Origin of the sequence: Peribacillus simplex (assembly GCF_001542915.1) — a bacterium.
Taxonomy (GTDB): domain Bacteria; phylum Bacillota; class Bacilli; order Bacillales; family DSM-1321; genus Peribacillus; species Peribacillus simplex_B.
Map to the genome: position 1 here is coordinate 1 of NZ_LNNH01000007.1, position 26,156 is coordinate 26,156.

Consider the following 26,156-nt stretch of genomic DNA (forward strand, 5'->3'; position numbering starts at 1 on the left):
GATCCCTGAAAGATGATCAGGTTGATAGGTCAGAGGTGGAAGCGTGGCGACATGTGGAGCTGACTGATACTAATAGATCGAGGACTTAACCAACGCTTTAGAAAATGAAAGGCCTTCTTATTATCTAGTTTTGAAGGAACAACGTTCCTCATATGTTTGGTGACGATAGCGAAGAGGTCACACCCGTTCCCATTCCGAACACGGCAGTTAAGCTCTTCAGCGCCGATGGTAGTTGGGGGTCTCCCCCTGTGAGAGTAGGACGCCGCCAAGCCATTTCAAGATCAGCCATCCGGCTGGTCTTTTTTTGCGCCATTATTTGTTCGTTTTTTGGGGAAAAAGGGAAAACAACTGATAATTCGTCCTTCAATTGAAATAAATCGACCCGGACAGCCAATAATTCGGCCTTCGATGAGATAATCCGTCCCAGACAGCCAATAATTCGACCCTTAACCTAATCATGCTATTATTAGTCGGTTTTAGTATTAATTTCTTGCCTTTCCTTGCTCTTTTCTTTATACTAGGAAGAATTTCAATGAACGGAAAGGCAAACAATAAATAGAAAAAGAAAGGGAACGATAGTGTGAGTAAAAAGGGTAAGCTGAAATTTGAAGTTAATGAGGGCGAGACGATCGATGCTTGCCTGGACCGAATGAAAGCGTTAGGTTACTTTCCTGTAAGAAGGACCGAAGAACCGATATTTGCCGAGAGAATGGAGAACGGAAAGGTCCATTATGAGCCAATTGATAGGAAAATTGTATTTGAAGCAAAATTAATTGAGTAAAACCCGAACAATCAATTAGCGTTTTCATAAAATATTCGATTTTAACTTGACATTAAAATAGCCGGACGGTAAGATGAAGGTACATTAATACATCTCATATAATCATGGGGATATGGCCCAAAAGTTTCTACCTGATGACCGTAAATCATCGGACTATGAGAGAAGCATCTGACTAATTCGGAATCTAGCCAAGTCTTTTTGTGTTTTCTTAAAAGGCTTTCTTTTCCGGACGGATTGCTTCCTCAACAATGAGGAAGCAATCCGTCCGGTTTTTTAATTTATATGTGATAGATAATGAGAAGCGTCCATCTGCATATTCGGACGCGACAACTTGAGTGTTGGAGGGAAAGATGATATGAAACCGCAGGTTGGGGTTATTATGGGAAGTGTCTCGGATTGGGAAACGATGAAATACGCTTGTGAATCATTGGAACAGCTTGACATTCCCTATGAAAAAAGAGTCGTTTCCGCCCACAGGACACCGGATTTACTATTTGAATATGCAGAGAGTGCAAATGAGAGAGGCATTAAAGTTATCATTGCCGGGGCAGGCGGGGCAGCGCATCTTCCCGGTATGACAGCCGCCAAAACGATCGTCCCTGTGATAGGCGTCCCGATACAATCGAAGGCATTAAACGGGATGGATTCATTATTATCCATCGTGCAAATGCCTGGCGGTGTACCGGTTGCGACGGTAGCAATCGGAAAAGCCGGCGCAATCAATGCCGGTTTGTTCGCAGCCCAAATGCTCGCGGCCTTCAATCCTGAAATTGCAGGAAGATTGGAAGCTTTAAGAGACGAAACGAAGGAAAAGGTGTTAAGAAGCAGTGAACAACTTAAATAATACAACCATTTTACCGGGACAGACCATTGGGATCATCGGCGGTGGGCAATTAGGCAGGATGATGGCCCTGTCGGCCAAGGCATCGGGATTTAGGATAGCGGTCCTTGAGCCGACTGCAGAAGGTCCATGCGCGCAAGTCGCGGATATTGAAATAATTGGTGCTTATGACGATATAGATGCATTGAAAAGATTGGCGGAGGTCAGTGACGTCATAACTTATGAGTTTGAGAATATCAGTTCAGAGGCGTTGGATTGGTTAAAGCAGCATGCATATCTTCCGCAGGGCTCCGAATTATTGAAGCTGACACAGGATCGCCTTACTGAAAAAAAGGCCATTTCTGATGCAGGGGCATCGGTTGCTCCCTATCAGGAAATACACGATATTTCGGAAATTCACCTTCATATAGAAAAAATAGGGTACCCTAGTGTGTTAAAAACGACCCGGGGCGGTTATGATGGAAAAGGGCAGTTGGTCATTAAGGAAGAAGCCGATATCAAAAAGGCTGAATCCCTGCTCAAAACAGGTGTATGTGTGCTGGAAGCCTGGATTCCTTTCGTAAAAGAAATCTCCATTATCGTGACACGTAAAGGAAATGGTGAGGCAACTCATTTCCCGATAGCGGAAAACATTCATATTGATAACATTCTTCATAAAAGCATAGTTCCGGCCCGTATTAGTCAACAAGCTGAAAGGAAAGCGATCAATGAGGCTTTGCAACTTGTAGAGAACCTTGAATTGATCGGGACATTGGCAGTCGAAATGTTTTTGACCGATCAGGATGAAATCATCATTAATGAATTGGCGCCAAGACCTCATAACTCGGGACATTATACAATGGAAGCTTGTGAGACTTCACAGTTCGAACAGCATATAAGGGCTGTCTGCAATTGGGAGCTTGGAAATACGGCATTATTGAAGCCGGTTGTAATGGTCAACATCCTAGGCGAGCATATCGGGCCTTTACTGGATGAAATCCCGACGCTTTCGGATTGGAAGGTTCACCTTTATGGAAAGAAGGAAGCCAAGCTTAAGCGAAAAATGGGGCATGTGAATATTTTACGTCCGACGATTGAGGAAGCTCTTTTGGAAAGTGATCGAAGCAAAATTTGGAAACAACAGGTTGAAACGGAGGAAGTAAAATGATTGAACGTTATACCCGCCCAGAGATGGGCAACATTTGGACAGAGACGAACCGATTTAACGCGTGGCTGGAAGTCGAGATTTTGGCTTGTGAAGCGTGGTCTGAACTTGGTGTCATTCCGAAAGAAGATGTGAAGCTGCTTCGTGAAAATGCTACATTCGATGTGGAACGCATCAATGAAATTGAAAAGGATACCCGCCATGATGTTGTAGCCTTTACACGTGCTGTTTCTGAAACGTTAGGTGAAGAACGGAAGTGGGTACATTACGGATTGACTTCCACTGATGTAGTCGATACAGCTCTTTCATATGTGATTAAGCAAGCCAATGAGATTCTTGCGAAGGATTTGAACAACTTCGTCGAGATCCTGAAAAATAAAGCAAAAGAACATAAATACACGGTTCAGATGGGGCGTACGCATGGAGTTCATGCCGAACCGACTACTTTCGGTTTGAAGCTGGCATTGTGGTATCAAGAAATGAAACGCAATGTCGAACGCTTCGATGAAGCGAGAAAGAACATCGAGGTTGGGAAAATTTCCGGTGCTGTCGGAACTTATGCAAACATCGATCCGTTTGTAGAAAAATTCGTTTGTGAAAAGCTTGGACTTGAAGCAGCGCCCATTTCGACGCAAACATTACAGCGCGATCGCCATGCACATTATATGAGCACGTTGGCGCTGATTGCGACATCGATTGAAAAGTTCGCAGTCGAAATCCGCGGCTTGCAAAAAAGCGAAACACGTGAAGTGGAAGAGTTCTTTGCAAAAGGGCAAAAAGGATCGTCGGCAATGCCTCATAAACGGAATCCGATCGGTTCTGAAAATATGACGGGGATGGCCCGTGTCATCCGCGGTTATATGATGACAGCTTATGAAAATGTGGCATTATGGCATGAGCGTGATATTTCGCATTCTTCAGCTGAGCGCATCATTTTACCGGATGCAACGATCGCTCTGAACTATATGCTGAACCGTTTCAGCAACATCGTTAAGAACTTAACCGTCTATCCGGAAAACATGAAACGCAACATGGACCGTACCCTAGGATTGATCTTCTCGCAACGTGTATTGCTTTCGCTTATCGATAAAGGGCTTGTCCGTGAAGAAGCTTATGATACGGTTCAGCCGAAAGCGATGGAAGCATGGGAGCAGCAGGTTCCATTCAGAAGCCTGATCGAAAAGGATGATAAGATCACGAGCTTGCTTACGAAAGAAGAGCTTGATGATTGCTTCGATCCTACGCATCACTTGAAAAATGTTGATGTGATCTTTGATCGTTTAGGTTTATAAAAAAAGCAGGCGGCAAACACGGGACATACCCTGTCCGATGTTTGCCAAGCCTGGCTAATGATAGGAAAATTCATAATATTCACAATGTGGGGGTCTTGACGGATGGAAAAACGAGAATTGTTGTATGAAGGAAAAGCGAAGCAGATTTATGCAACGGACAACAGTGAAATAGTATGGGTGGAATATAAGGATTCGGCAACGGCGTTCAATGGTGAAAAAAAGTCGGAAATCGCCGGCAAAGGCAAGTTGAACAATCAGATTACCAGTTTACTATTTTCAAAGCTTGCCCAAGAGAATATTCCGTCCCATTTTATTGAAATGCTTTCCGACAGGGAACAGTTAGTCAAAAAAGTCTCCATCATTCCCCTTGAAGTCGTCGTCAGGAATACGGCTGCAGGCAGTTTTTCCAAAAGAACGGGGATAAAGGAAGGGCAGCCCCTCAAGAAAGCATTGACTGAGTTTTACTATAAAGATGACGAGCTCGGCGATCCTCTGTTAACAGAAGACCATATTGAAGAATTGGAACTTGCTAGCAAGGAAGATGTAGCGATTTTAAAAGAAAAAGCACAGGAAATAAATACCGTCCTGACCTCGTTCTTTAAAGAGCTGGATATTAGACTGATAGATTTTAAATTAGAGTTCGGAAAAACACCGAATGGAGATATTCTACTGGCTGACGAAATATCACCCGATACCTGCCGGTTATGGGATGCAGCAACGAACGAAAAATTGGACAAAGATGTATTCCGCCGTGATTTAGGCAGTTTAACAGATGCTTACGAAAAAATTCTAGCAAAATTGGAGGGCATTCAACATGCATAAGGTTAAGGTATATATCACACTAAGGGAAAGTGTATTGGATCCACAGGGAGCAGCTGTCCAACAATCACTTCATAGCATGACCTATAACGAAGTGAGTGACGTTCGAGTGGGGAAATACATTGAACTGACCATTGAGGATACGGATCGTGATTTAGATCAGCTTGTAAAGGAAATGTGTGAAAAACTTTTGGCCAACACGGTAATTGAAGCGTACCGTTATGATGTTGAGGAGGTTATCACCCAATGAAATTTGCTGTCATAGTTTTCCCAGGCTCCAATTGTGATGTCGATATGTATCATGCGATAAAGGATGCCCTGGGGGAAGAAGTGGAGTATGTATGGCATTCCACAAACAACCTAGATCAGTATGATGGGATCCTTCTTCCTGGAGGTTTCTCTTATGGAGACTATTTACGCTCCGGAGCGATTGCCCGTTTTTCGAATGTGATGGCCGAAGTCGTAAAAGCGGCTAAAGCAGGAAAGCCTGTTCTTGGTGTCTGCAATGGTTTTCAGATTTTACTTGAAGCAGGCCTTTTACCAGGAGCGATGCGCCGAAATGAAGGTTTGAAATTCATTTGCCGCAATGTAGGTTTGAAGGTTGAAAACAATCAATCGATGTTTACATCAGGCTACGAATTGCATGAAACGATTACGATCCCGGTTGCCCATGGTGAAGGGAATTATTACTGTGATGCTGAAACATTGGCTGAATTGAAACGAGATAACCGCATCTTGTTCACTTATGATGGTGAAAATCCAAACGGAAGCTTGGAACAAATAGCGGGAATTGCAAACGAACAAGGAAATGTCCTCGGAATGATGCCTCATCCCGAACGTGCTGTTGACTCACTGCTTGGCAGTAAAGACGGCTTAAAGATTTTTCAATCCATCGTAAAAAACTGGAGGGAATCACATGTTATTACAGCTTGAACCAAGTCCGGAAAAAATTAAATCGGAGCTATTGTACGCAAGTATGGGGCTATCCGATGAAGAATTTGCCATGGTGGAGAAAATCTTAGGCAGACTGCCGAATTATACGGAAACAGGATTGTTTTCCGTTATGTGGTCAGAGCATTGTTCCTACAAAAACTCAAAACCCATCTTAAGGAAATTCCCGATTACGGGGGAGAAAGTGCTGCAAGGTCCTGGTGAAGGAGCGGGCATCGTCGATATCGGTGACGACCAGGCCGTCGTTTTTAAAATTGAAAGTCATAACCACCCATCAGCGATTGAACCTTACCAAGGTGCCGCTACTGGTGTCGGCGGAATCATCCGTGACGTATTCTCCATGGGGGCACGTCCGATTGCGATGCTGAATTCACTTCGCTTTGGCGAACTTGATAATGATCGCGTGAAATACTTATTCAAAGAAGTCGTTGCCGGGATTGCCGGTTACGGGAATTGTATCGGGATACCGACTGTCGGCGGTGAAATTCAATTCGATCCTTCTTATGAAGGAAATCCGTTAGTCAATGCCATGTGTGTCGGCTTGATCGATCATAAGGATATAAAAAAAGGCCAGGCGCACGGAGTGGGCAACACCGTCATGTATGTGGGGGCAAAAACTGGACGCGATGGCATTCATGGAGCCACATTTGCATCTGAAGAGCTGTCGGAGTCTTCCGAAGAGAAACGCCCTGCCGTTCAAGTGGGAGATCCATTCATGGAGAAGCTCCTTCTGGAGGCCTGCCTTGAATTGATTCAAAACGATGCCCTTGTTGGCATTCAGGATATGGGAGCGGCAGGACTTACCAGCTCATCTGCCGAGATGGCAAGTAAAGCGGGCTCTGGCATTAAAATGAACCTGGACCTTGTCCCTCAGCGTGAAACGGGCATGACGGCTTATGAAATGATGCTTTCCGAATCACAAGAGCGGATGCTCATCGTAGTCACGAAAGGCCGTGAACAGGAAATCGTCGATTTGTTCACGAAGTATGATTTAGAAGCAGTTGCAGTTGGTGAAGTGACGGACGATAAAAAACTGATCTTAACGCATCAAGGTGAAATCGTTGCGGAGGTTCCTGTTGACGCCTTGGCGGAAGAAGCTCCGATCTACCATAAGCCATCCGCGGAACCGCAATATTTCCGTGACTTCCAAAGCATGAAGGCTGAAGTGCCGGTCATTGAAAATTATAAAGAAACACTATTGGCACTATTGAAGCAACCGACCATTTCAAGTAAGGAATGGGTTTACGATCAATATGATTACATGGTCCGTACGAATACGGTGGTTTCACCTGGTTCCGATGCAGCTGTAGTACGTGTCAGGGGAACGAATAAGGCCCTTGCGATGACGACGGATTGCAACTCCCGCTATATTTATCTTGATCCTGAAACAGGCGGAAAAATCGCGGTCGCTGAAGCAGCCCGCAATATCATTTGTTCAGGTGCGGAGCCATTGGCAATAACGGATTGCTTGAATTTTGGCAACCCGGAAAAACCTGAAATCTTTTGGCAGCTGGAAAAAGCGGCTGATGGCATGAGTGAGGCTTGCAGGAGTTTAAGCACGCCAGTCATTGGCGGAAATGTTTCGCTTTACAATGAAACGAATGGCGAAGCGGTTTATCCGACACCTGTGGTAGGAATGGTCGGCCTTGTTAATGAACTTGAGCATATCACTACACAAACGTTTAAGACTGAATCCGACCTGATTTACGTTGTCGGTGAAGCAAAAGTGGAGTTTGGCGGCAGTGAATTGCAAAAAATGCTTGAAGGGAAAATTTTTGGACGCGCACCGGAACTTGATTTGACTGTTGAACAAAAACGTCAGCAGCAAATCCTCGCGGCGATCCAAACCGGTCTTGTTGCATCAGCACATGATCTTTCGGAAGGCGGTCTGGCAGTCGCATTAGCTGAATCTTTATTCGGTTCAGGCAAGCTTGGGGCGAAAGTGACTATTTCCGGCGAAGCGGTATCCGAACTATTCAGTGAAACGCAATCACGCTTCTTGCTTTCCATCAAACCTGAAAACAAGGAGGCTTTCGAAGCGCTTGTGGAAGATGCGATATGCATAGGCTCTGTAACGGAGGATCGTAAGCTGGTCGTGATTGCAGGCACGGATGGAACTGTATTGGAAGCGGACGTTAATGAATTGCAAACAGCTTGGAAGGGAGCTATACCATGCTTGCTGAAATAAGGAGCCTTAACGAAGAATGCGGCGTAGTCGGAGTCTGGGGGCACCCTGATGCAGCGCAGCTTGCTTATTACGGGTTGCATAGCTTGCAGCATCGCGGACAAGAGGGAGCAGGCATCGTCGTCACGGATGGCGAGCAGATGTCGATCTCTAAAGGTGAAGGTCTCGTCACGGAGATCTTCACGGCTGAAAAAATGCAAGCACTTTCCGGCAGCGGAAAAGCGGCCATCGGCCATGTCCGCTATACAACGGCAGGCGGCGGCGGGTATCAAAACGTCCAGCCCTTCTTGTTCAATTCACATACGGGCGGCCTGGCCCTTGCCCATAATGGGAATATCGTCAATGCCAATCAGTTAAAAGCACAGCTTGAGGGACAGGGAAGCATCTTTCAAACGACATCGGATACGGAAGTCCTAGCCCATTTGATTAAACGGTCCGGCTACTCAGATGTAAGGGATTCAGTGAAAAACAGTTTGAGCATGCTGAAGGGGGCCTATGCTTTCGTCATCATGACAGAAAACCAAATGATCATGGCAAGAGATCCGCATGGCTTCCGCCCGCTTTCCTTAGGTAAAATAGGCGATGCTTATTTTGCCGCATCCGAAACATGTGCTCTTGATATTGTAGGTGCAGAATTTATCCGCGATATTGAGCCTGGTGAACTTGTTGTCATTAATGATGAGGGAATCTCGTCCGAATACTTTTCGCTTTCCAGTCAACAGGCAATGTGCACGATGGAATATGTGTATTTTTCCCGTCCGGATAGCAATATCGATGGAATCAATGTCCATACGGCCCGCAAAAACCTTGGCAAACAAATGGCACTGGAAGCCAAAATTGAAGCGGATGTCGTAACAGGGGTACCTGACTCGAGCATTTCAGCAGCGATTGGCTATGCTGAAGCGGCAGGCATTCCTTATGAAATGGGCTTAATTAAAAACCGTTATGTCGGACGGACATTCATTCAGCCATCGCAGAGCCTGCGTGAACAGGGCGTGAAGATGAAACTTTCACCTGTAAGAGGGGTCGTGGAAGGCAAGCGGGTGATAATGGTGGATGATTCAATCGTCCGTGGAACAACGAGCAGAAGGATTGTCCGCATGTTAAAAGATGCAGGAGCTAAAGAAGTGCATGTTGTCATTAGCTCACCTCCGATCAAGAATCCTTGTTTTTACGGAATAGATACGTCTAAAAAAGAAGAACTGATCGCAAGCTCTAAATCGGTGGAGGAAATAAGGGAAATCATTGGTGCTGATTCTTTAACGTTCTTAAGTGTCGAAGGTATGGTCGAAGCGATTGGCCGTCCTTTTGCTGGAGAAACGCGCGGGTCATGTCTAGCTTGTTTCACCGGAAATTATCCGACTGAAATTTTTGAATACGAACGAGAAAAGACAAAATGTTAATCATGTCGGAATTAAAAGAATGATTTTCGGAGGGGGATTCCAAATGGCTAATGCCTATAAACAGGCTGGTGTGGATATTGAGGCTGGTTATGAAGCGGTAAATCGGATGAAAAAACATGTGAAGCGTACATTTCGTCCGGAAGTAATGAATGGACTGGGCGGTTTCGGGGGCATGTTCGATTTGTCTTCCTTGAATCTAAAAGAACCTGTGCTCATTTCGGGTACAGATGGAGTCGGTACGAAACTTTTGTTGGCGTTCATGATGGATAAGCACGATACGATTGGAGTGGATTGTGTAGCGATGTGCGTCAACGATGTTGTCGTTCAAGGTGCTGCACCTTTATACTTTTTAGATTATATAGCCTGCGGTAAAGCCGATCCGGAACGGATTGAAATGATCGTCAAAGGAATTGCGGATGGCTGTGAACAGGCTGGATGTGCCTTGATCGGCGGTGAAACGGCGGAAATGCCGGGGATGTACGAAGCTGAAGAATATGATGTCGCAGGTTTCACTGTCGGCGCAGTCGAAAAACCACGTCTGATTACGGGTGGGTCGATTCAGGCGGGCGATGTCGTGATTGGGCTGGCTTCAAGCGGCATCCATAGCAACGGTTATTCGCTGGTTCGTAAAATTCTCCTTGAAGATGCAGGGATGGTCCTTCATGATTTCGTCCCACAGCTTGATTGCAAGTTAGGCGAGGAGCTGTTGAAACCGACCAAGATTTATGTAAAATCCATATTAGCGACATTGGAAAAATTTGAAATCAAGGGCCTTGCCCATATCACGGGCGGCGGGTTCATTGAAAACATCCCACGTATTCTACCAGAAGGATGCGGTGTGGAGATTGAGTTGGGAAGTTGGAAAATACCAACTATATTTTCTTTCCTTGAAGAAAAAGGAAACCTTGTGAAAGAGGAAATGTTCAATATATTCAATATGGGAATCGGGATGACGGCCATCGTGAAGAAAGAAGAAGCGGCCGATGTGCTGGCCTATCTGCAAGCCTGTGGTGAAGAAGCATCGATCATTGGGACGATTGTATCGGGAAATGGAGTGTCGTTCAAATAATGAGGCGTCTTGCTGTCTTTGCATCAGGTAACGGTAGTAATTTTCAATCAATTGCAAATGCGATAAAAAGCGGAAAGGTGGAGGCGGAAATCTGCCTGGTCGTTTGCGATCGCGAAGATGCATATGTGCTAGAGAGGGCGAGGCTTGAAAATGTAGATTCTTTCTCTTTTTCAGCGAAAGATTACTCTAGCAAGGCTGAGTTTGAATCGGAAATCCTGAAGGAACTTCGCCAACGTGATGTGGAATTGATCATTCTGGCTGGCTATATGCGTTTGATAGGTCCGACATTATTACATGAGTATCCACAAAGCATCGTGAACATCCATCCTTCACTCCTGCCTGATTTTCCCGGCAAGGATGCGGTTGGCCAGGCTTATGAAGCCGGAGTGAAGGAAACCGGGGTCACGATACATTATGTCGATGAAGGAATGGACACAGGACCGATCATTGTCCAAAAAACGGTGCCGATTCTTGATGGAGATACGATTGGCATTCTTCAAAAGAGGATTCAGGAAACGGAGCATGATCTGTATCCGTCCGTCTTACAGCAGCTTTGCCAACAGCAACTTACTTAATGGAGGGACCAACTTAACATGAAAAAACGTGCTTTAATTAGTGTATCGGATAAAACAGGCATCATCGAATTTGCTCAAGGATTAATTGAGGCAGGATTTGAAATCATCTCAACGGGTGGTACGAAAAAAACGTTGCAGGATCATGGTGTTGACGTAATTGGAATCAGTGAAGTCACTGGTTTTCCCGAAATCCTGGATGGGCGTGTCAAAACACTTCACCCGAATGTCCATGGGGCGGTGTTGGCGAAACATGATGACAAGGATCATGCGGCGCAGCTTGCAGAGCATAATATTGAACCGATTCAATTAGTCTGTGTAAACCTTTATCCTTTCCAGGCGACAATCTCCAAGCCGGAAGTCACTGTGGAAGATGCGATTGAAAACATCGATATCGGCGGACCGACGATGCTACGTTCTTCTGCCAAAAACCACGAATATGTGACCGTTATCGTCGATTCCAGTGACTACCCTGCCGTATTGGGAGAGCTGAAGCAAAACGGTGCTGTATCAAAAACCACGAATCGCCGTCTGGCAGCAAAAGTCTTCCGCCATACTGCAGCATATGATGCTGTCATTTCGGAGTATATGACAGAGCTTGCCGGCGAAGAAAATCCTGAATCATTGACTGTTACCTATGAATTGAAGCAGTCACTTCGTTACGGGGAAAATCCACATCAAAAAGCTGCATTCTATAAAAAACCGCTTGGTTCCGTTTTTTCGATTGCAAACGCGAAGCAATTACACGGAAAAGAACTCTCATACAACAACATTAATGATGCCGACGCAGCGCTACAAATCGTTAGGGAATTCAATGAGCCGGCTGCCGTTGCCGTCAAGCATATGAATCCTTGCGGCGTCGGGGTCGGGACTACGATTTTAGAGGCTTATGAAAAAGCTTATGAAGCGGATGCCACTTCCATTTTCGGCGGTATCATCGCCCTGAACCGCGAAGTTGATAAGGCGACTGCTGCAAGGCTTCATGAAATTTTCCTTGAAATCATCATCGCTCCTGGGTTTACGGACGAGGCAGCGGAAATCCTGACGAGCAAGAAAAACCTTCGTTTATTAACGATCGAATTCGATATGGCCAATAAAACTGAACGTAAATTGACTTCCATAGAAGGCGGCTTACTCATTCAAGACCGCGATGCACATAGCTTAAAGGATGCAGAAGTGAAGGTCGCAACGAAGCGTGAGCCAACACCTGCAGAGTGGAAGGCTTTGGAGCTTGGCTGGAAAATCGTCAAACATGTGAAGTCGAATGCAATCGTCGTCTGCGATGACCAAATGACTTTAGGCGTTGGCGCAGGGCAAATGAATCGTGTCGGAGCGGCGAAAATCGCACTTGAGCAAGCTGGTGAAAGAGCGGCAGGAAGCGCATTGGCCTCGGATGCCTTCTTCCCGATGGACGATACCGTCGAAGCAGCAGCGAAAGCGGGAGTTACGGCAATCATTCAGCCTGGTGGCTCTGTAAAAGACCAAGATTCAATCAACAAAGCTGATGAATACGGAATCGCAATGGTATTCACAGGGATTCGTCACTTTAAACATTAATCAAAGGATGAGGTGCGATAATGAATGTACTAGTGATTGGCAGGGGCGGCAGGGAGCACGCTATTGCCCGTAAACTATTTGAAAGCGATCGGGTCGGGACGGTTTTTGCAGCACCTGGAAATCCAGGCATGTTGGATGTAGCGACACTTGTACCGATTTGTGAAAGCGATCATGGGGAATTAATTGCTTTTGCCAAGGCAAATGACATTTCATTGACGATTGTTGGACCAGAAACGCCATTGCTTAACGGGATTGTTGATGATTTTACGGAAGCGGGCTTACAGGCATTCGGTCCTAACGGCCGCGCTGCAGTCATAGAAGGAAGCAAATCCTTTGCTAAAGATTTAATGAAGGACTACAGCATTCCGACAGCAGAATATGAAACATTTACTGACTACGATTCTGCAAAGGCATATATCGAAAAAATCGGGGTTCCGATCGTAATCAAGGCGGATGGGCTGGCTGCAGGCAAGGGCGTCGTTGTCGCAATGACGATGGATGAGGCGTTGGACGCCATCCGTGATATGCTGATCGGTGCTAAGTTTGGCGAAGCTTCCGCCAAGGTGGTTATTGAAGAATTCCTTGATGGAGAGGAATTCTCGTTGATGGCATTCGTTAATGGGGATAAAGTGTATCCTATGGTCATAGCGCAAGATCACAAGCGGGTTTTCGATGGAGATCAGGGGCCGAATACAGGCGGAATGGGGGCTTACTCACCGGTGCCGCAAATCACCGATGAAATGGTACAGTCTGCAGTGGAAACGATCCTTCAGCCAACTGTCAATGCGATGATTTCTGAAGATCGACGTTTTACCGGCATATTATATGCCGGGTTGATCGCAACTGAAAAAGGAACGAAAGTCATAGAGTTCAATGCCCGTTTTGGCGATCCGGAGACGCAGGTGGTATTACCGCGACTGAAGACGGATTTCCTTGAAACCGTCGAAGCGGTCCTTTCAGGTGCTGATTTGCAGCTTGAGTGGCATGAAGAAGCGGTTATCGGCGTGGTCGTGGCAGCCGATGGGTACCCTGGCGATTATAAAAAGCATTCCATCATTAAAGGGTTGGAAAAGATTGATCAGGATGCCCATATTTATCATGCCGGGACGGCACTTGATACTGAAGGGAACTTCATCTCGAATGGAGGACGTGTTCTTCTCGTTGCTGCAAAAGGGAAAGATTTAGCCTCCGCCAAAGCTCACGTATATAAAGAGTTAGGTCATGTGGAGAAAGAAGGATTGTTTTGGCGTACGGATATCGGTTATCGTGCAATCCAATACCATTTTTCATGAAAAATGAAAGAAGCTGACTCTAATCGGAGTCAGCTTCTTCTATAGGATCAAGACTTTAATTGGAATCTGATGGGTGAGGGGCTTCTTCCTGAGTGTGTTCTTTCTTCATTAGTGTTTGCCCATTTTCCATAACATCGACAATAGGACAATAGCGGAGGATACCTTCTCCTATTTTCATGGCAGAAAGCATGACCACGACTAGATAGGATTGCTTTTTCCACGGTTTTTTCACCATCTTTGCCGCTGCCCATGTAAGGAAGGTCAAGCCGCAGGTAATTCGCATTAACGCATTTATTATACTGATATTTTGTTTAAACTTCATAATTATGTCCATCCCTTCACAAAAATTTAACAATATTCCGGATAACATTACTGTTCTAATGAGGCAAGTATGTTACTATGAAATAAAATTGGATTGAAAATGGTTTTTATTATACATTTTTTTCTAAAAACTTATGGGGGAATGTTTTATGCTTGAACAGCGCTATAGATGGAAAAATAAACATCTTAGAGAACATATAGATGTGCTGGATGGCAATAGGGCACCACACATTCTGCTTAAAAATGCGACTTACTTAAATCAAGCTTTACGAAAATGGGTGAAGGCGAATATATGGATATATGATGATCGCATCATCTATGTTGGAGAAAAGCTTCCTGATAATATAGACCATTGTGAAATGGTTGATTGCACAAACCAGTATTTGGTCCCGGGATATATTGAGCCGCACTCACATCCTTCTCAATTATATAATCCCCTTACCTTTTCACGTTATGCATCTCATTTTGGCACAACGACATTAATCAATGATAACTTGCCTTTCCTTTTGCAGTTAGATAAAAAGAAAGCGTTTTCTCTTTTGAAAGAATTACGTAACATTCCTGTTACAATGTATTGGTGGAGCCGTTTTGACGGACAGACCGAATTGATCGATGAAGATACGGTGTTCTCCCATGGTGCGGTCAAATCCTGGCTGGAGCATGATGCCGTATTACAGGGCGGGGAACTGACGGGATGGCCGAAGCTTCTTGACGGGGATGACATGATGCTGCATTGGATCCAGGAAGCGAAGAGAATGAGAAAGAAAATAGAAGGCCATTTTCCGGGGGCATCCGAGAAAACGTTGGCAAAAATGACCCTATTCGGGGCTGACTGTGACCATGAAGCAATGTCGGGTGAAGAAGTCATGTCCCGCCTGCTGCAAGGCTATTATGTATCGCTAAGGCATTCTTCGATACGTCCGGATCTGCCTAAGCTGATTTCCGAAATCCATGAACTCGGCATCGATCAATACGACAAATTCTTTTATACGACAGATGGATCGCCGCCATCTTTTTATGAGGGTGGTTTCATTGATTGCTTGATCAAAATAGCGATAGAGCATGGCGTACCCGTCATCGATGCTTATAATATGGCAACCATCAATATCGCCCGATACTATAATATTGAGTACCTTCATGGGAATATTGCTACTGGAAGGGTGGCGAACATCAACTTCCTTACCGATATAAAGGAGCCTGCACCGGTTTCGGTAATGGCAAAGGGGAAGTGGGTGAAGAGGGATGGGGAGATCATTCCCGATGAACAGGAAATCGAATGGGGTGATTTCGATTTTAAGCCACTCGACCTTGATTGGAATCTTAGCTTAAAGGAAGATTTTGAATTTTCGATGCCGTTTGGGATCGAACTGGTCAATAACGTAATAACGAAGCCGTACTCCCTTTCCAATGATGTTGGGCATGAAGAGCTGAACTTTGAGGATGATGAATGTTTTTTCATGCTTATTGATCGGGAAGGGAAATGGCGCATCAATACGATCTTGAAAGGCTTTGCCAATAAACTTTGCGGCTTTGCCGGATCTTATACGAATACGGGTGACATCATACTGATCGGCAAGCGGAAACAGGATATGCATTTGGCATTTAGGCGTCTGAAGGAAATTGGCGGTGGCATCATCTTAACGGAACATGGCAAAGTGATCCATGAACTGCCTCTAAAACTACAGGGGATCATGTCGACCAAGGAGGTACCTGAACTGATCGAAGAAGAGAATGTGCTGAAAAGATTGCTGTGCGAGAGGGGCTACCGCTTCGACGATCCAGTGTATACACTTTCATTCTTTTCGACGACACATCTTCCTTATATAAGGCTGACCCAACGCGGAGTGTATGATGTTATGAATAAAACTATACTCTTTCCTACTATAATGCGTTAAAATATAAGAGGAGAAAGTGCTAATAAATCAGAGGAGTGGAAAGATGAATCTTAAGAGAGTTCTTTTCATCGTTTTGGCTATTTTACTGCTCGCAGGCTGTTCGGCGAAAGAAGAATCTGCATTGGATGACAGTAAGACGAAAGACCAGGCTGATAAAAAAAACACGGATGTGAAAGATGAATCTCGCAATCAGTTTCCACTTACTGGTGAATTCACCGATGAAAGCACTGAGCAAAGGGCTGTAGCCGTGATGGTTAATAACCATCCACAGGCAAGGCCGCAATCCGGGCTCTCTGAAGCCGATTTGGTATACGAAATGCTCGCAGAAGGTGATATAACCAGATTTTTAGCTATCTTCCAAAGTGAAGAGCCGAGCCAGATCGGTCCGATCCGTAGTGCAAGGGACTACTATATCGAAATGGCTAAAGGCCTCGATTGCCTCTACGTATGTCATGGGAATAGCCCCGAGGCGAAAACCATGCTCGACAAAGGGTATATTGATAACTTGAACGGATTATATTATGATGGAACTTTGTTTCAACGCTCGGACGATCGTAAAGCGCCGCATAATTCCTACATCTCTTTTGCTGACATCCTAAAAGGCGCGAAGGAAAAGGGATATGAAATGAAAGGCGCACCAGATCCACTCACTTTCCTTTCAAAGGAAGAGGCTGCTGGAATTCAAGGGGAATCGGCACTCAAAGCCGAGATATCCTATGGTTTAAAAGAGTATGATGTTGAGTATGAATACGATGCCACGGATAAGAAATATAAACGTTATTCGAATGGTGAACTAACAGTCGAATATAAATCGCATAATCCGATTTTACTGGATAATATATTGATCATTGAAGCCGATCATCAAGTGATTGACGAAAAGGGTCGTCGCAAAATCGATTTGAAAAGTGGCGGAAAAGGTTATTTACTTCAACGAGGAAAAGTGAATGAGGTAGAATGGGTTAATGAGAGTGGGCGAATCATACCAGTGAAAAACGATGAGGAAGCAGGGTTGATCCCAGGGAAAACTTGGATCAATATCATTCCGGATCAACCTGGTTTAGAACAAGATGTCTCATTTTGATACCCATGAAATTGAGGGGGAGTAACATGCAAATTGATAAGTTAAGAGGAAAAGAGACGGATCAGCTGTTCAAGTCGATCCTTTCCTTGCGTGATTTGGACGAATGCTATCGATTTTTTGATGATTTATGTACAGTTAATGAAATCTCATCTTTAGCACAGCGTCTAGAAGTAGCACGGATGCTTGAAGAGGGTAAAACCTATCACAAGATTGAAACGGAAACGGGTGCAAGCACAGCTACGATTTCCAGGGTCAAACGCTGTTTGAATTACGGGAATGACGCGTATACAATGGCTCTTAACCGCATTAAGGAAAACGTTGAGGAAACAACTGAATCTTAATGCTATCGATTTTTTATAGGGTGAATTAGAAAAAGCCGAGGAATCCATTCCCGGCTTTTTCTTTTGGGATCAACGCATTCCCGTTTCCCCGCCTTTCGACCGTACCGCTCCAGTTTTAGGTTTTAAAATTACAATTTATTTTTGGTAAAGATTTTATCGATACTTCTCGTTTTTAATGAAAAATCTTAATGCTATAATGGTGTAATGGGAAGTGTGAATGGAGGATAAAAATGTACGATTTTCGCGAGTGGAAACATGTTTTCAAGCTCGATCCAAATAAAGAAATAAGTGATGAGGCGTTGGAAAAAGTCTGTGAATCCGGTACTGATGCAATCATGGTCGGAGGAACGGATGGCGTCACGCTTGAGAATGTTCTTCATCTAATGGCACGGATCAGACGGTATACCGTCCCATGCGTAATGGAGATTTCTTCTGTTGAAACGGTGACGCCTGGCTTCGATTTATATTTCATTCCGAGTGTCCTCAATAGCTCCAACCCCGATTGGATGATGAAGCTGCATCAGCAAGCAGTTAAAGAATACGGATATTTGTTGAATTGGGATGAGATTTTCGTTGAAGGCTATTGCATCCTGAATCCTGATTGTAAAGCGGCGCAATTGACGAAAGCCGATACTGATCTGGATCTGGATGATGTGGGGGCTTACGCAATGATGGCCGAAAAGATGTTCAACTTGCCGATTTTTTACCTGGAATATAGCGGGGCTTATGGAAATGTCCAGATGGTGGAAGCTGCCAAAGAGAACTTGGACAATACCGTCTTATTTTATGGCGGCGGAATAAAGTCGGTTGCACAGGCAAAAGAGATGGCGCAGTTTGCGGATGTCATCGTTGTCGGTAATGTGATTTATGAGGATTTGAAGGTGGCACTTGCCACAGTTTCAGCAGTTAAATGAAAAAACGGAATAAATGTAGTATACTAAAACGAAAACGAATGTTCGTATAGGCGGTGTGATAATGCAATATTTAGCGGAAAAATTACTAACAGGTTTGAACCAACAGCAACAAAAAGCAGTGAAATCCACAGATGGTCCACTTTTGATCATGGCTGGAGCTGGCAGTGGAAAGACGCGTGTGCTGACTCACCGGATAGCTTACTTGATGGTCGAGAAGGAAATAGCACCTTGGAATATCCTTGCCATTACGTTCACCAATAAAGCGGCACGTGAGATGAAAGAGAGGATTCGCGCCATTCTGGGCGGTGCCTCGGAGGATATCTGGATTTCGACGTTCCACTCGATGTGTGTCCGCATTTTGCGCAGGGATATTGATCGAATCGGATATAATAGGAATTTCTCGATATTGGATACGACCGATCAGCAATCGGTCATCAAGCAGATCATGAAGGAACGGAACATGGATACGAAGAAATATGATTACCGTGCCATATTAGGCAGCATCAGTTCAGCGAAAAATGAATTGGTCGGTCCGGAAGAATATATGAAGACTGCATCGAAGTTCTTCACTAAAGTAACGGCCGAGGTATATACGGAGTATCAAAAACGGCTGCGGAAAAATTCAGCACTCGATTTCGATGACTTGATCATGATGACGATCCAATTGTTCCAACTTGTCCCGGAAGTGCTTGAATACTATCAGCGCAAGTTCCAATATATCCATGTGGATGAGTATCAAGATACGAACAGGGCACAATATATGCTTGTTAAACTACTGGCTTCACGCTTCCGTAACCTCTGTGTCGTCGGGGACTCAGATCAATCGATCTATCGCTGGCGCGGTGCGGATATTGCGAATATCCTTTCATTTGAAAAGGATTACCCGAATGCCAACATGATTTTCCTTGAACAGAATTACCGCTCGACGAAAAAGATTTTGGAAGCGGCGAATAAGGTCATCGATAACAATCAAAACCGCAAGCCGAAAAATCTCTGGACCGAGAATGCCGATGGCAATAAGCTATTCTATTACCGTGCGGATAATGAACAGGGTGAAGCGCAGTTCGTAGCCGGGAAGATCAATGAGCTGGTTCAGGACGGCAGCAGGAAATATTCCGATATAGCGATTCTTTACAGGACAAACGCACAATCACGTGTAATGGAGGAAGTTCTGCTCAAATCCAACATAAATTATGCCATCGTCGGAGGCACCAAGTTCTATGACCGTAAAGAGATCAAGGACTTACTTGCCTACCTCCGCCTTATTGCCAATCCTGATGATGATATCAGCCTTCGCCGTGTGATCAATGTACCAAAACGCGGAATTGGCGCAACCTCCATGGATAAAGTCGCGGATTATGCAAACCAATATGATGTTTCCATTTATAAAGCTCTTGAATCCGTGGAAATGGTCGGGATAAGCGGGAAGGCCACCAAGGCAGCAAGGGAATTCCATACGTTGATCACGAATTATACAAATCAGCAAGAGTACTTATCTGTGACGGAACTGGTGGAAGAAGTGATTAAGAAAACCGGTTACCGAGAGATGCTGCAGGCAGAAAAAACGATCGAATCACAAAGCCGGCTTGAAAATATAGACGAGTTTTTATCCGTTACGAAAGCATTCGAAAGCAACAGTGACGACAAGTCTTTGGTTGGCTTTCTAACAGATCTGGCGTTAGTGGCCGATATTGACCAACTTGATGAGAATGCAGAAGAGTATACAAATACGGTAACGTTGATGACGCTGCATTCAGCGAAGGGGTTGGAATATCCTGTAGTCTTTTTACTGGGACTTGAGGAAGGTGTTTTCCCTCATAGCCGTTCGCTAATGGATGAAGAGGAGATGGAGGAAGAACGCCGTCTTGCTTATGTAGGAATTACAAGGGCTGAGAATGAGCTATTCATGAGCAATGCCCAAATGCGGACATTGTATGGGCGTACGAGCATGAATCCCGTTTCACGTTTCATCGGTGAAATACCGGCGGAGCTGCTTGAAGACCTGAAACCGAAGCCGGCTCCAAGGGCAAGGCAAACCCCTTTCAGTTCTTCAGCAAGGGCCAGCACTTCTTCAGCTGCGACAAGAAAAGCACCTGCATTCGGCAGGGCTGTTTCTGCACCATCTGCCACGGGCGGTGAAGAGATTGGCTGGGCTGTCGGTGACCGCGCCTCTCATAAGAAGTGGGGTGTAGGAACCGTAGTGAGCGTCAAAGGGGAAGGCGAAGGAAAGGAATTGGATATTGCATTTCCAAGTCCAATTGGCATCAAGCGCCTATTGGCAAAATTTGCACCAGTTGAAAAAGCTTAAGCTATTATTATGCGAATACTGGTAAAGAATAGGGATATCTGACTTTAGACACCGCTCTTCCATATTGAAGTGCGGTGGAGTCTTCTTTAGAAAGGATTGAACGTATGGACTTAAAAGCTGCAGAGAAGAAAGTGCTAGAACTGCAAACGTTATTGAACCAATATAGTTATGAATATTATGTGATGGACCAGCCGTCAGTGCCTGATGCCGAATATGACCGATTGCTCCGTGACCTCATTGAGTATGAAGAGAAATTTCCTGAGCTGCAAACGCAAGACTCACCGACACAGCGGGTCGGCGGAGCGATTTTGGACATGTTCGAAAAAGTGGAGCACTCCACACCGATGCTTAGCTTGGGAAATGCTTTCAATGAAAGTGACTTACGCGATTTCGATAGGAAGGTCCGCCAAGCTGTAGGTGATGATTTTTCCTATGTTTGTGAATTGAAAATAGATGGACTTGCCGTCACGCTGCAATATGAGAATGGATATTTCGTAAGAGGGGCAACCCGGGGAGACGGAACGATTGGTGAGGATATTACGGCAAATCTAAAAACGATCAAGTCGATTCCTTTGAAGCTACGGGAGCCGATTTCTTTAGAGGTGCGCGGCGAGGCATTCATGCCGAAAAAATCATTCGAATCTCTGAATATGGTTAAGGAGGAACGTGGTGAAGAACCGTTTGCAAACCCACGGAATGCGGCTGCAGGCTCGTTAAGGCAGCTTGATCCAAAGCTTGCAGCAAAACGGAACCTCGATATTTTCCTTTATGCGATTGCTGATTTGGGTGAAACGGGAGTTATCAGCCAAAGTGAGGGCTTGAATCTATTGGATCGCTTAGGGTTCAAGACCAATCGGGAAAGAAAAACATGCTTCAATATAGAGGAAGTGCTAGCCTATATAGTAGAATGGACGGAGCAGCGGCCAAACTTAGCCTATGATATCGATGGGATTGTCGTAAAGGTGAATTCCCTTGAACAACAGGATGAATTAGGTTACACTGCCAAAAGCCCGCGTTGGGCCATCGCTTATAAATTCCCGGCTGAAGAAGTCATAACGACGCTAAGGGAGATCGAGCTGAATGTGGGCCGTACGGGTGTCTTGACGCCGACTGCTGTTTTGGATCCCGTTCGGGTTGCAGGCACGACCGTACAGCGGGCATCACTGCATAACGAAGATTTGATTCGAGAAAAGGATATCAGAATCGGAGACCAAGTGGTCGTGAAAAAAGCCGGTGATATCATTCCAGAGGTGGTCAATGTACTGGCGGAGCGCCGGACTGGCGATGAATTGGAGTTCCAGATGCCGACTGAATGCCCGGAATGCAGCAGTGAACTCGTCCGTCTGGATGGGGAGGTTGCCTTACGCTGCATCAATCCGAAGTGTCCGGCGCAAATACGGGAAGGCCTGATTCACTTTGTATCCCGGACGGCTATGAATATTGATAGTCTAGGTGAGAAAGTGATCAGCTTGCTGTTTAAAGAAGAACTGATACAAGATGTGGCTGATATTTATAAGCTTACATATGATCAATTGATCGCATTGGAACGGATGGGCGATAAATCGGTCAATAAACTCCTTCAAGCGATCGAGGCTTCGAAATCCAATTCCTTGGAAAAATTACTATTCGGGTTAGGGATTCGGCATGTTGGGTCGAAAGCGGCAAAAACACTGGCCCGGGAATTTGGCACGATGGAAGCCTTAAGCAAGGCAAGCCGTGAGGAATTAACGTCCATTAATGAAATAGGCGATAAGATGGCAGACTCCATCGTCGCATATTTTGAGTTGGAAGAAGTCCATGCATTATTGAATGAGCTGGAAGCGGCCGGTGTGAATCTAGCTTATAAAGGGGCAAGAGCTGTTCCTGTTGAGGAAATCGATTCGTTTTTTGCCGGGAAAACGGTTGTGTTAACTGGTAAATTGCATCAGCTAACACGTAATGAAGCAAAAGAAAAATTAGAGGCGCTTGGCGCTAATGTTGCCGGAAGTGTCAGTAAGAAAACCGATTTGGTCGTGGCTGGGGAAGATGCCGGATCAAAACTGGATAAAGCCGAAAGTTTAGGCGTCCTGGTTTGGGATGAAGAGAGACTGATTGAGGAACTAAAAAAATAAGAGGTGTAGCTATGAGGAAACACTCTGTTTTGGGGATGGTCCTGATACTGCTTCTTGCTGGGTGTGCGCCTAGTTTTGAGGATAAGCAAGAGGTAGTTAAAGACTCCAAAGACAAAAAAGAAACGGCAATCATTCCGAAGTATAAGATTTCGGAAGAATATTATCAAACAATCCTTCCGTTTGAGCCATCAAAAGCCCGCGGTTTGGTCGTATCGAACTTAAATACCCGCTATGATATTGAAGAATTCGAAAATGGACTGATGAGGCTGGCCCAAACTCAATTCGACCCGGAGGAATATCTATTCCAAGAGGGACAAATGCTTAGCAGCTCCACGATTTCCTCCTGGCTTAACAGGAAATTCACCAAAAGTCAGCTGCAAGAAAAGGATTTGAAAGCATCAGAAAATCTGGGTTTGAACCCGCTTGATCCCGGTAAAGGTGACATCGATAAGCGGAATGAAGAAAACCCGATCTATCTTGCTCACATTTTAGAACATAATTATTTAGTCAAATCAAAAGACAATTCAGTGAAACTGGGCGGAGTAGTAATAGGCCTTGCGCTGAATTCCGTGCATTATTATCAAAAGGAAGCCTATGGCGCCACGTATGAACAGAAAATCGATAGTAAGAAGCTTAAGCAAGAAGGCGAAAAAATCGCGGCGCAGGTCTTGAAACGTCTCCGTTCGATGGACAAGCTGAAAAACGTCCCGATTACGATTGCCTTGTTCGAACAAAATGAAAAATCCTCAGTGGTTCCAGGGAATTTCATTTCTTATACCAATATCGGTCAGAATTCCAATAGCATCGGAAAATGGAATGACCTGAACGAGGAGTATTTCCTATTCCCTTCTGCAGGTGCTGAAAAAAAATACCGGGATGACGTCAATACCTTCACGAACTTCAAAGAAGATGTTGAAGAATATTTCCCTAACTTTAACGGAGTCATCGGCAGGGCGTTTTATATGGATGACCAATTACAAAGCTTGAACATTGATATTCCCATTCAATTTTATGGGAACTCGGAAGCGATTGGCTTTACCCAATATGTAGCCGGTCTCGTAATGGAACGCTTCCCTAAATATATTTCCGTACAGGTATCGATTACCTCGGTAAATGGACCTGAAGCTCTCATTGTCCGTGAAGCAAATCAAGCCGAACCAACCGTGCATATATATGAATGATAAAAGATGAAGCTTAACAGCTTCGTCTTTTTTTTGAAAGTAAAATAAACGATTATAAAAGCTTCCATATCAGAAAGTGATTTCCTCTAAAAAGGGGGAGGCTTGTCGAATTACACGGATGTTGTGCCATTTCCCCGGAAATTCCGCCAACTTTCTCATATTTCCCGGAAAATATCTGATTTTGCTTATCAAATATTTGAATTTCGACATGGTATCTCCTGTTGCTTTACTGTGTAATAGTTTGATATGATTTAAACGATGATTTTATGGAGAAAAGCGGCGAAATTCAGTCGATTTGGATATTTTTTCGGAGGTGAAGAGAATGTCACGTATTTCAATGGAACAAGTTAAACACGTTGCCCATTTGGCACGTTTGGCCATTACGGAAGAAGAAGCAAAGCAGTTTCAGCATCAGCTTGACCAAATGATTTCATTTGCGGAGCAGTTGAATGAGCTTGATACAGATCAAGTGAACCCGACTTCTCACGTTTTGGATATGAAGAATGTAATGCGGGAAGATGTTGCAAAGCCTGGATTGCCTGTGGAAGAAGTAGTGAAAAATGCACCGGATAGCAAAGAAGGATATATCCGTGTACCATCCATAATTGAATAAGGAGGGACAATGATGTCGTTGTTCGAACAAAAGGTTTCTGAACTGCATGAACGCTTACATAAGAAAGAGATCAGTGTTACTGATCTTGTTAACGAATCGTATAAGCGAATAGGCGAGGTAGAGGGCAAGGTGAAGGCATTTTTGACTCTTGATGAGGAAAACGCCCGCACTCAGGCAAAACAATTGGATGACCAACTCGTAAAAGGCGGGAACGAAGGCGCTTTATTTGGCATGCCAATCGGAGTTAAAGATAATATTGTCACAAAAAATTTACGGACGACTTGTGCGAGCAAAATCTTGGAGAACTTTGATCCGATTTATGACGCAACCGTCGTTCAAAAGTTACAAAAGGCTGAAACGGTGACCATCGGTAAATTGAACATGGATGAATTTGCGATGGGGTCTTCAAATGAGAATTCGGCCTATCAGGCCACACGCAATCCTTGGAACACGGATTATGTACCAGGCGGCTCTTCAGGTGGCTCTGCTGCGTCAGTCGCTTCAGGTGAAGTCTTATTCTCTTTAGGCTCAGATACAGGTGGATCGATTCGCCAACCAGCGGCATACTGCGGCGTAGTCGGCCTGAAGCCTACTTATGGACGGGTTTCCCGTTACGGACTAGTGGCATTCGCATCCTCATTGGACCAAATCGGACCGGTTACAAGAACAGTGGAAGATAATGCCTATTTGCTTGAGGCGATTTCAGGTGTAGATCCAATGGATTCCACCTCAGCCAATTTGGACGTGCCGAATTTTGTGAATTCATTAACAGGCGATGTACGAGGTTTGAAAATTGCCGTTCCTAAAGAATACTTGGGCGAAGGCGTTGGTGAAGAAGCGCGTAACTCCGTTCTTGAAGCGTTGAAAGTATTGGAAGGCCTTGGAGCTGAATGGGAAGAAGTATCCTTGCCTCATTCCAAATATGCCTTAGCTGCTTACTATCTGCTTTCTTCATCCGAAGCCTCGGCGAACCTTTCCCGCTTCGATGGAGTTCGGTTCGGACACCGTACGGATAATGCGGAAACGCTTATTGAAATGTATAAACAAACCCGTGCCGAAGGATTCGGTGACGAAGTGAAACGCCGTATCATGCTAGGGACGTTCTCCTTAAGCTCAGGCTATTATGATGCGTATTATAAAAAGGCTCAAAAAGTACGTACTTTAATCAAGCGGGACTTTGAGGATGTCTTTGAAAAATATGATCTTATCGTTGGCCCGACTACACCAACGCCAGCATTTAAAATCGGTGAAAAAATGGACGACCCATTAACGATGTACGCGAATGATATTTTAACGATCCCAGTGAACCTTGCTGGTGTACCAGGGATATCCGTGCCGTGCGGATTCGGGGCGAATGGGCTTCCGCTTGGACTTCAAATGATTGGAAAGCATTTTGATGAAAGCACGATTTATCGCGCAGCTCACGCATTCGAGCAAGCAACAGATTTTCATAAACAATTTCCTAAGCTGTAAGGGGTGAAAGAA

General features: G+C 44.8%; 23 protein-coding genes, 2 rRNA genes and 1 riboswitch. Of the genes, 24 read left to right on the forward strand and 1 reads right to left on the reverse strand.

The features are described from left to right. The 15 genes from AS888_RS01820 to purD all read left to right on the forward strand — a co-directional run. Positions 1-93: ribosomal RNA gene (locus AS888_RS01820) — 23S ribosomal RNA — on the forward strand; the annotation flags it as partial. 62 nt (positions 94-155) lie between these two features. After that, positions 156-271 (forward strand): 5S ribosomal RNA (gene rrf, locus AS888_RS01825). Positions 272-580: 309 nt separating this feature from the next. Beyond that, on the forward strand, positions 581-781 hold the full coding sequence (locus tag AS888_RS01830) for an NETI motif-containing protein (RefSeq protein ID WP_061140511.1): 201 nt from the start codon (positions 581-583) through the stop codon (positions 779-781). A 74-nt stretch (positions 782-855) separates the two neighbouring features. Then, positions 856-957: riboswitch (purine riboswitch) on the forward strand. Between the two features lie 179 nt (positions 958-1,136). Then, positions 1,137-1,625 carry a 5-(carboxyamino)imidazole ribonucleotide mutase gene (purE, locus tag AS888_RS01835; RefSeq protein WP_061140512.1) on the forward strand — a complete coding sequence of 163 codons (489 nt, stop codon included), beginning with the start codon at positions 1,137-1,139 and terminating at the stop codon, positions 1,623-1,625. Then, positions 1,609-2,769: a 5-(carboxyamino)imidazole ribonucleotide synthase gene (purK, locus tag AS888_RS01840; protein ID WP_061140513.1), complete on the forward strand. Its 1,161-nt coding sequence runs from the start codon at positions 1,609-1,611 to the stop codon at positions 2,767-2,769. Before purE ends, purK begins: the two co-directional genes overlap by 17 nt. Beyond that, complete coding sequence (gene purB, locus AS888_RS01845; protein ID WP_061140514.1) at positions 2,766-4,058, forward strand: adenylosuccinate lyase; 1,293 nt, start codon at positions 2,766-2,768, stop codon at positions 4,056-4,058. The genes purK and purB overlap by 4 nt, the downstream gene beginning before the upstream one ends. A 102-nt stretch (positions 4,059-4,160) precedes the next feature. Beyond that, the gene (purC, locus tag AS888_RS01850) at positions 4,161-4,880 is read left to right on the forward strand and encodes a phosphoribosylaminoimidazolesuccinocarboxamide synthase (protein WP_061140515.1); all 720 of its coding nucleotides are present in this window, start codon (positions 4,161-4,163) and stop codon (positions 4,878-4,880) included. After that, positions 4,873-5,127, forward strand: a complete 255-nt coding sequence (purS, locus tag AS888_RS01855; protein WP_061140516.1) for a phosphoribosylformylglycinamidine synthase subunit PurS — start codon at positions 4,873-4,875, stop codon at positions 5,125-5,127. Before purC ends, purS begins: the two co-directional genes overlap by 8 nt. After that, positions 5,124-5,810, forward strand: coding sequence for a phosphoribosylformylglycinamidine synthase subunit PurQ (gene purQ / locus AS888_RS01860; protein WP_061140517.1), 687 nt, complete (start codon positions 5,124-5,126; stop codon positions 5,808-5,810). The genes purS and purQ overlap by 4 nt, the downstream gene beginning before the upstream one ends. Then, the gene (gene purL, locus AS888_RS01865) at positions 5,794-8,016 is read left to right on the forward strand and encodes a phosphoribosylformylglycinamidine synthase subunit PurL (protein ID WP_061140518.1); all 2,223 of its coding nucleotides are present in this window, start codon (positions 5,794-5,796) and stop codon (positions 8,014-8,016) included. Before purQ ends, purL begins: the two co-directional genes overlap by 17 nt. Further along, entirely contained in the window at positions 8,001-9,416 is a 1,416-nt protein-coding gene (purF, locus tag AS888_RS01870) for an amidophosphoribosyltransferase (protein ID WP_061140619.1), read from the forward strand. The genes purL and purF overlap by 16 nt, the downstream gene beginning before the upstream one ends. A 43-nt stretch (positions 9,417-9,459) precedes the next feature. Continuing rightward, entirely contained in the window at positions 9,460-10,485 is a 1,026-nt protein-coding gene (gene purM, locus AS888_RS01875; RefSeq protein WP_061140519.1) for a phosphoribosylformylglycinamidine cyclo-ligase, read from the forward strand. After that, positions 10,485-11,060: a phosphoribosylglycinamide formyltransferase gene (gene purN, locus AS888_RS01880; RefSeq protein ID WP_061140520.1), complete on the forward strand. Its 576-nt coding sequence runs from the start codon at positions 10,485-10,487 to the stop codon at positions 11,058-11,060. The genes purM and purN overlap by 1 nt, the downstream gene beginning before the upstream one ends. Positions 11,061-11,078: 18 nt before the next feature. Continuing rightward, positions 11,079-12,614, forward strand: coding sequence for a bifunctional phosphoribosylaminoimidazolecarboxamide formyltransferase/IMP cyclohydrolase (purH, locus tag AS888_RS01885; RefSeq protein ID WP_061140521.1), 1,536 nt, complete (start codon positions 11,079-11,081; stop codon positions 12,612-12,614). A gap of 20 nt (positions 12,615-12,634) precedes the next feature. Then, on the forward strand, positions 12,635-13,906 hold the full coding sequence (gene purD / locus AS888_RS01890; RefSeq protein ID WP_061140522.1) for a phosphoribosylamine--glycine ligase: 1,272 nt from the start codon (positions 12,635-12,637) through the stop codon (positions 13,904-13,906). A 55-nt stretch (positions 13,907-13,961) separates the two neighbouring features. Here the strand turns inward: purD and AS888_RS01895 are convergent, their stop codons facing one another. Beyond that, positions 13,962-14,228: a YgaP-like transmembrane domain gene (locus AS888_RS01895; RefSeq protein WP_061140523.1), complete on the reverse strand. Its 267-nt coding sequence runs from the start codon at positions 14,226-14,228 to the stop codon at positions 13,962-13,964. A 148-nt stretch (positions 14,229-14,376) separates the two neighbouring features. Between AS888_RS01895 and AS888_RS01900 the strand changes: the two genes are divergently transcribed. From AS888_RS01900 to gatA, 9 genes are all read left to right on the forward strand, one after another. Continuing rightward, the gene (locus AS888_RS01900; protein WP_061140524.1) at positions 14,377-16,122 is read left to right on the forward strand and encodes an adenine deaminase C-terminal domain-containing protein; all 1,746 of its coding nucleotides are present in this window, start codon (positions 14,377-14,379) and stop codon (positions 16,120-16,122) included. Between the two features lie 43 nt (positions 16,123-16,165). Beyond that, complete coding sequence (locus AS888_RS01905; protein WP_061140525.1) at positions 16,166-17,203, forward strand: DUF3048 domain-containing protein; 1,038 nt, start codon at positions 16,166-16,168, stop codon at positions 17,201-17,203. A gap of 26 nt (positions 17,204-17,229) precedes the next feature. After that, positions 17,230-17,544 carry a YerC/YecD family TrpR-related protein gene (locus AS888_RS01910; protein ID WP_057913894.1) on the forward strand — a complete coding sequence of 105 codons (315 nt, stop codon included), beginning with the start codon at positions 17,230-17,232 and terminating at the stop codon, positions 17,542-17,544. A 230-nt stretch (positions 17,545-17,774) separates the two neighbouring features. Continuing rightward, entirely contained in the window at positions 17,775-18,458 is a 684-nt protein-coding gene (gene pcrB, locus AS888_RS01915; protein ID WP_061140526.1) for a heptaprenylglyceryl phosphate synthase, read from the forward strand. A 61-nt stretch (positions 18,459-18,519) separates the two neighbouring features. Then, positions 18,520-20,766, forward strand: a complete 2,247-nt coding sequence (gene pcrA, locus AS888_RS01920) for a DNA helicase PcrA (RefSeq protein WP_061140527.1) — start codon at positions 18,520-18,522, stop codon at positions 20,764-20,766. 104 nt (positions 20,767-20,870) lie between these two features. After that, positions 20,871-22,877, forward strand: coding sequence for an NAD-dependent DNA ligase LigA (gene ligA, locus AS888_RS01925; RefSeq protein ID WP_061140528.1), 2,007 nt, complete (start codon positions 20,871-20,873; stop codon positions 22,875-22,877). A gap of 11 nt (positions 22,878-22,888) precedes the next feature. After that, positions 22,889-24,058 (forward strand): CamS family sex pheromone protein, encoded by a 1,170-nt coding sequence (locus AS888_RS01930; RefSeq protein WP_061140529.1) that lies wholly within the window; start codon positions 22,889-22,891, stop codon positions 24,056-24,058. A gap of 322 nt (positions 24,059-24,380) precedes the next feature. Then, on the forward strand, positions 24,381-24,671 hold the full coding sequence (gatC, locus tag AS888_RS01935) for an Asp-tRNA(Asn)/Glu-tRNA(Gln) amidotransferase subunit GatC (protein ID WP_034306082.1): 291 nt from the start codon (positions 24,381-24,383) through the stop codon (positions 24,669-24,671). 12 nt (positions 24,672-24,683) lie between these two features. Then, a complete protein-coding gene (gene gatA, locus AS888_RS01940; protein WP_061140530.1) occupies positions 24,684-26,144 on the forward strand; it encodes an Asp-tRNA(Asn)/Glu-tRNA(Gln) amidotransferase subunit GatA in 1,461 nt (486 codons plus the stop codon). Positions 26,145-26,156 lie beyond the last annotated feature (12 nt).

What these genes read in the sequence shown, in the direction of transcription:
- purE (WP_061140512.1), top strand. Translation starts at nt 1,137, where the DNA reads ATGAAACCGCAGGTTGGGGTTATTATGGGAAGTGTCTCGGATTGGGAA.
- purB (WP_061140514.1), top strand. Translation starts at nt 2,766, where the DNA reads ATGATTGAACGTTATACCCGCCCAGAGATGGGCAACATTTGGACAGAG.
- purC (WP_061140515.1), top strand. Translation starts at nt 4,161, where the DNA reads ATGGAAAAACGAGAATTGTTGTATGAAGGAAAAGCGAAGCAGATTTAT.
- purS (WP_061140516.1), top strand. Translation starts at nt 4,873, where the DNA reads ATGCATAAGGTTAAGGTATATATCACACTAAGGGAAAGTGTATTGGAT.
- purQ (WP_061140517.1), top strand. Translation starts at nt 5,124, where the DNA reads ATGAAATTTGCTGTCATAGTTTTCCCAGGCTCCAATTGTGATGTCGAT.
- purL (WP_061140518.1), top strand. Translation starts at nt 5,794, where the DNA reads ATGTTATTACAGCTTGAACCAAGTCCGGAAAAAATTAAATCGGAGCTA.
- purF (WP_061140619.1), top strand. Translation starts at nt 8,001, where the DNA reads ATGCTTGCTGAAATAAGGAGCCTTAACGAAGAATGCGGCGTAGTCGGA.
- purM (WP_061140519.1), top strand. Translation starts at nt 9,460, where the DNA reads ATGGCTAATGCCTATAAACAGGCTGGTGTGGATATTGAGGCTGGTTAT.
- purN (WP_061140520.1), top strand. Translation starts at nt 10,485, where the DNA reads ATGAGGCGTCTTGCTGTCTTTGCATCAGGTAACGGTAGTAATTTTCAA.
- purH (WP_061140521.1), top strand. Translation starts at nt 11,079, where the DNA reads ATGAAAAAACGTGCTTTAATTAGTGTATCGGATAAAACAGGCATCATC.
- purD (WP_061140522.1), top strand. Translation starts at nt 12,635, where the DNA reads ATGAATGTACTAGTGATTGGCAGGGGCGGCAGGGAGCACGCTATTGCC.
- AS888_RS01895 (WP_061140523.1), bottom strand. Translation starts at nt 14,228, where the DNA reads ATGAAGTTTAAACAAAATATCAGTATAATAAATGCGTTAATGCGAATT.
- AS888_RS01900 (WP_061140524.1), top strand. Translation starts at nt 14,377, where the DNA reads ATGCTTGAACAGCGCTATAGATGGAAAAATAAACATCTTAGAGAACAT.
- AS888_RS01905 (WP_061140525.1), top strand. Translation starts at nt 16,166, where the DNA reads ATGAATCTTAAGAGAGTTCTTTTCATCGTTTTGGCTATTTTACTGCTC.
- AS888_RS01910 (WP_057913894.1), top strand. Translation starts at nt 17,230, where the DNA reads ATGCAAATTGATAAGTTAAGAGGAAAAGAGACGGATCAGCTGTTCAAG.
- pcrB (WP_061140526.1), top strand. Translation starts at nt 17,775, where the DNA reads ATGTACGATTTTCGCGAGTGGAAACATGTTTTCAAGCTCGATCCAAAT.
- pcrA (WP_061140527.1), top strand. Translation starts at nt 18,520, where the DNA reads ATGCAATATTTAGCGGAAAAATTACTAACAGGTTTGAACCAACAGCAA.
- ligA (WP_061140528.1), top strand. Translation starts at nt 20,871, where the DNA reads ATGGACTTAAAAGCTGCAGAGAAGAAAGTGCTAGAACTGCAAACGTTA.
- AS888_RS01930 (WP_061140529.1), top strand. Translation starts at nt 22,889, where the DNA reads ATGAGGAAACACTCTGTTTTGGGGATGGTCCTGATACTGCTTCTTGCT.
- gatC (WP_034306082.1), top strand. Translation starts at nt 24,381, where the DNA reads ATGTCACGTATTTCAATGGAACAAGTTAAACACGTTGCCCATTTGGCA.
- gatA (WP_061140530.1), top strand. Translation starts at nt 24,684, where the DNA reads ATGTCGTTGTTCGAACAAAAGGTTTCTGAACTGCATGAACGCTTACAT.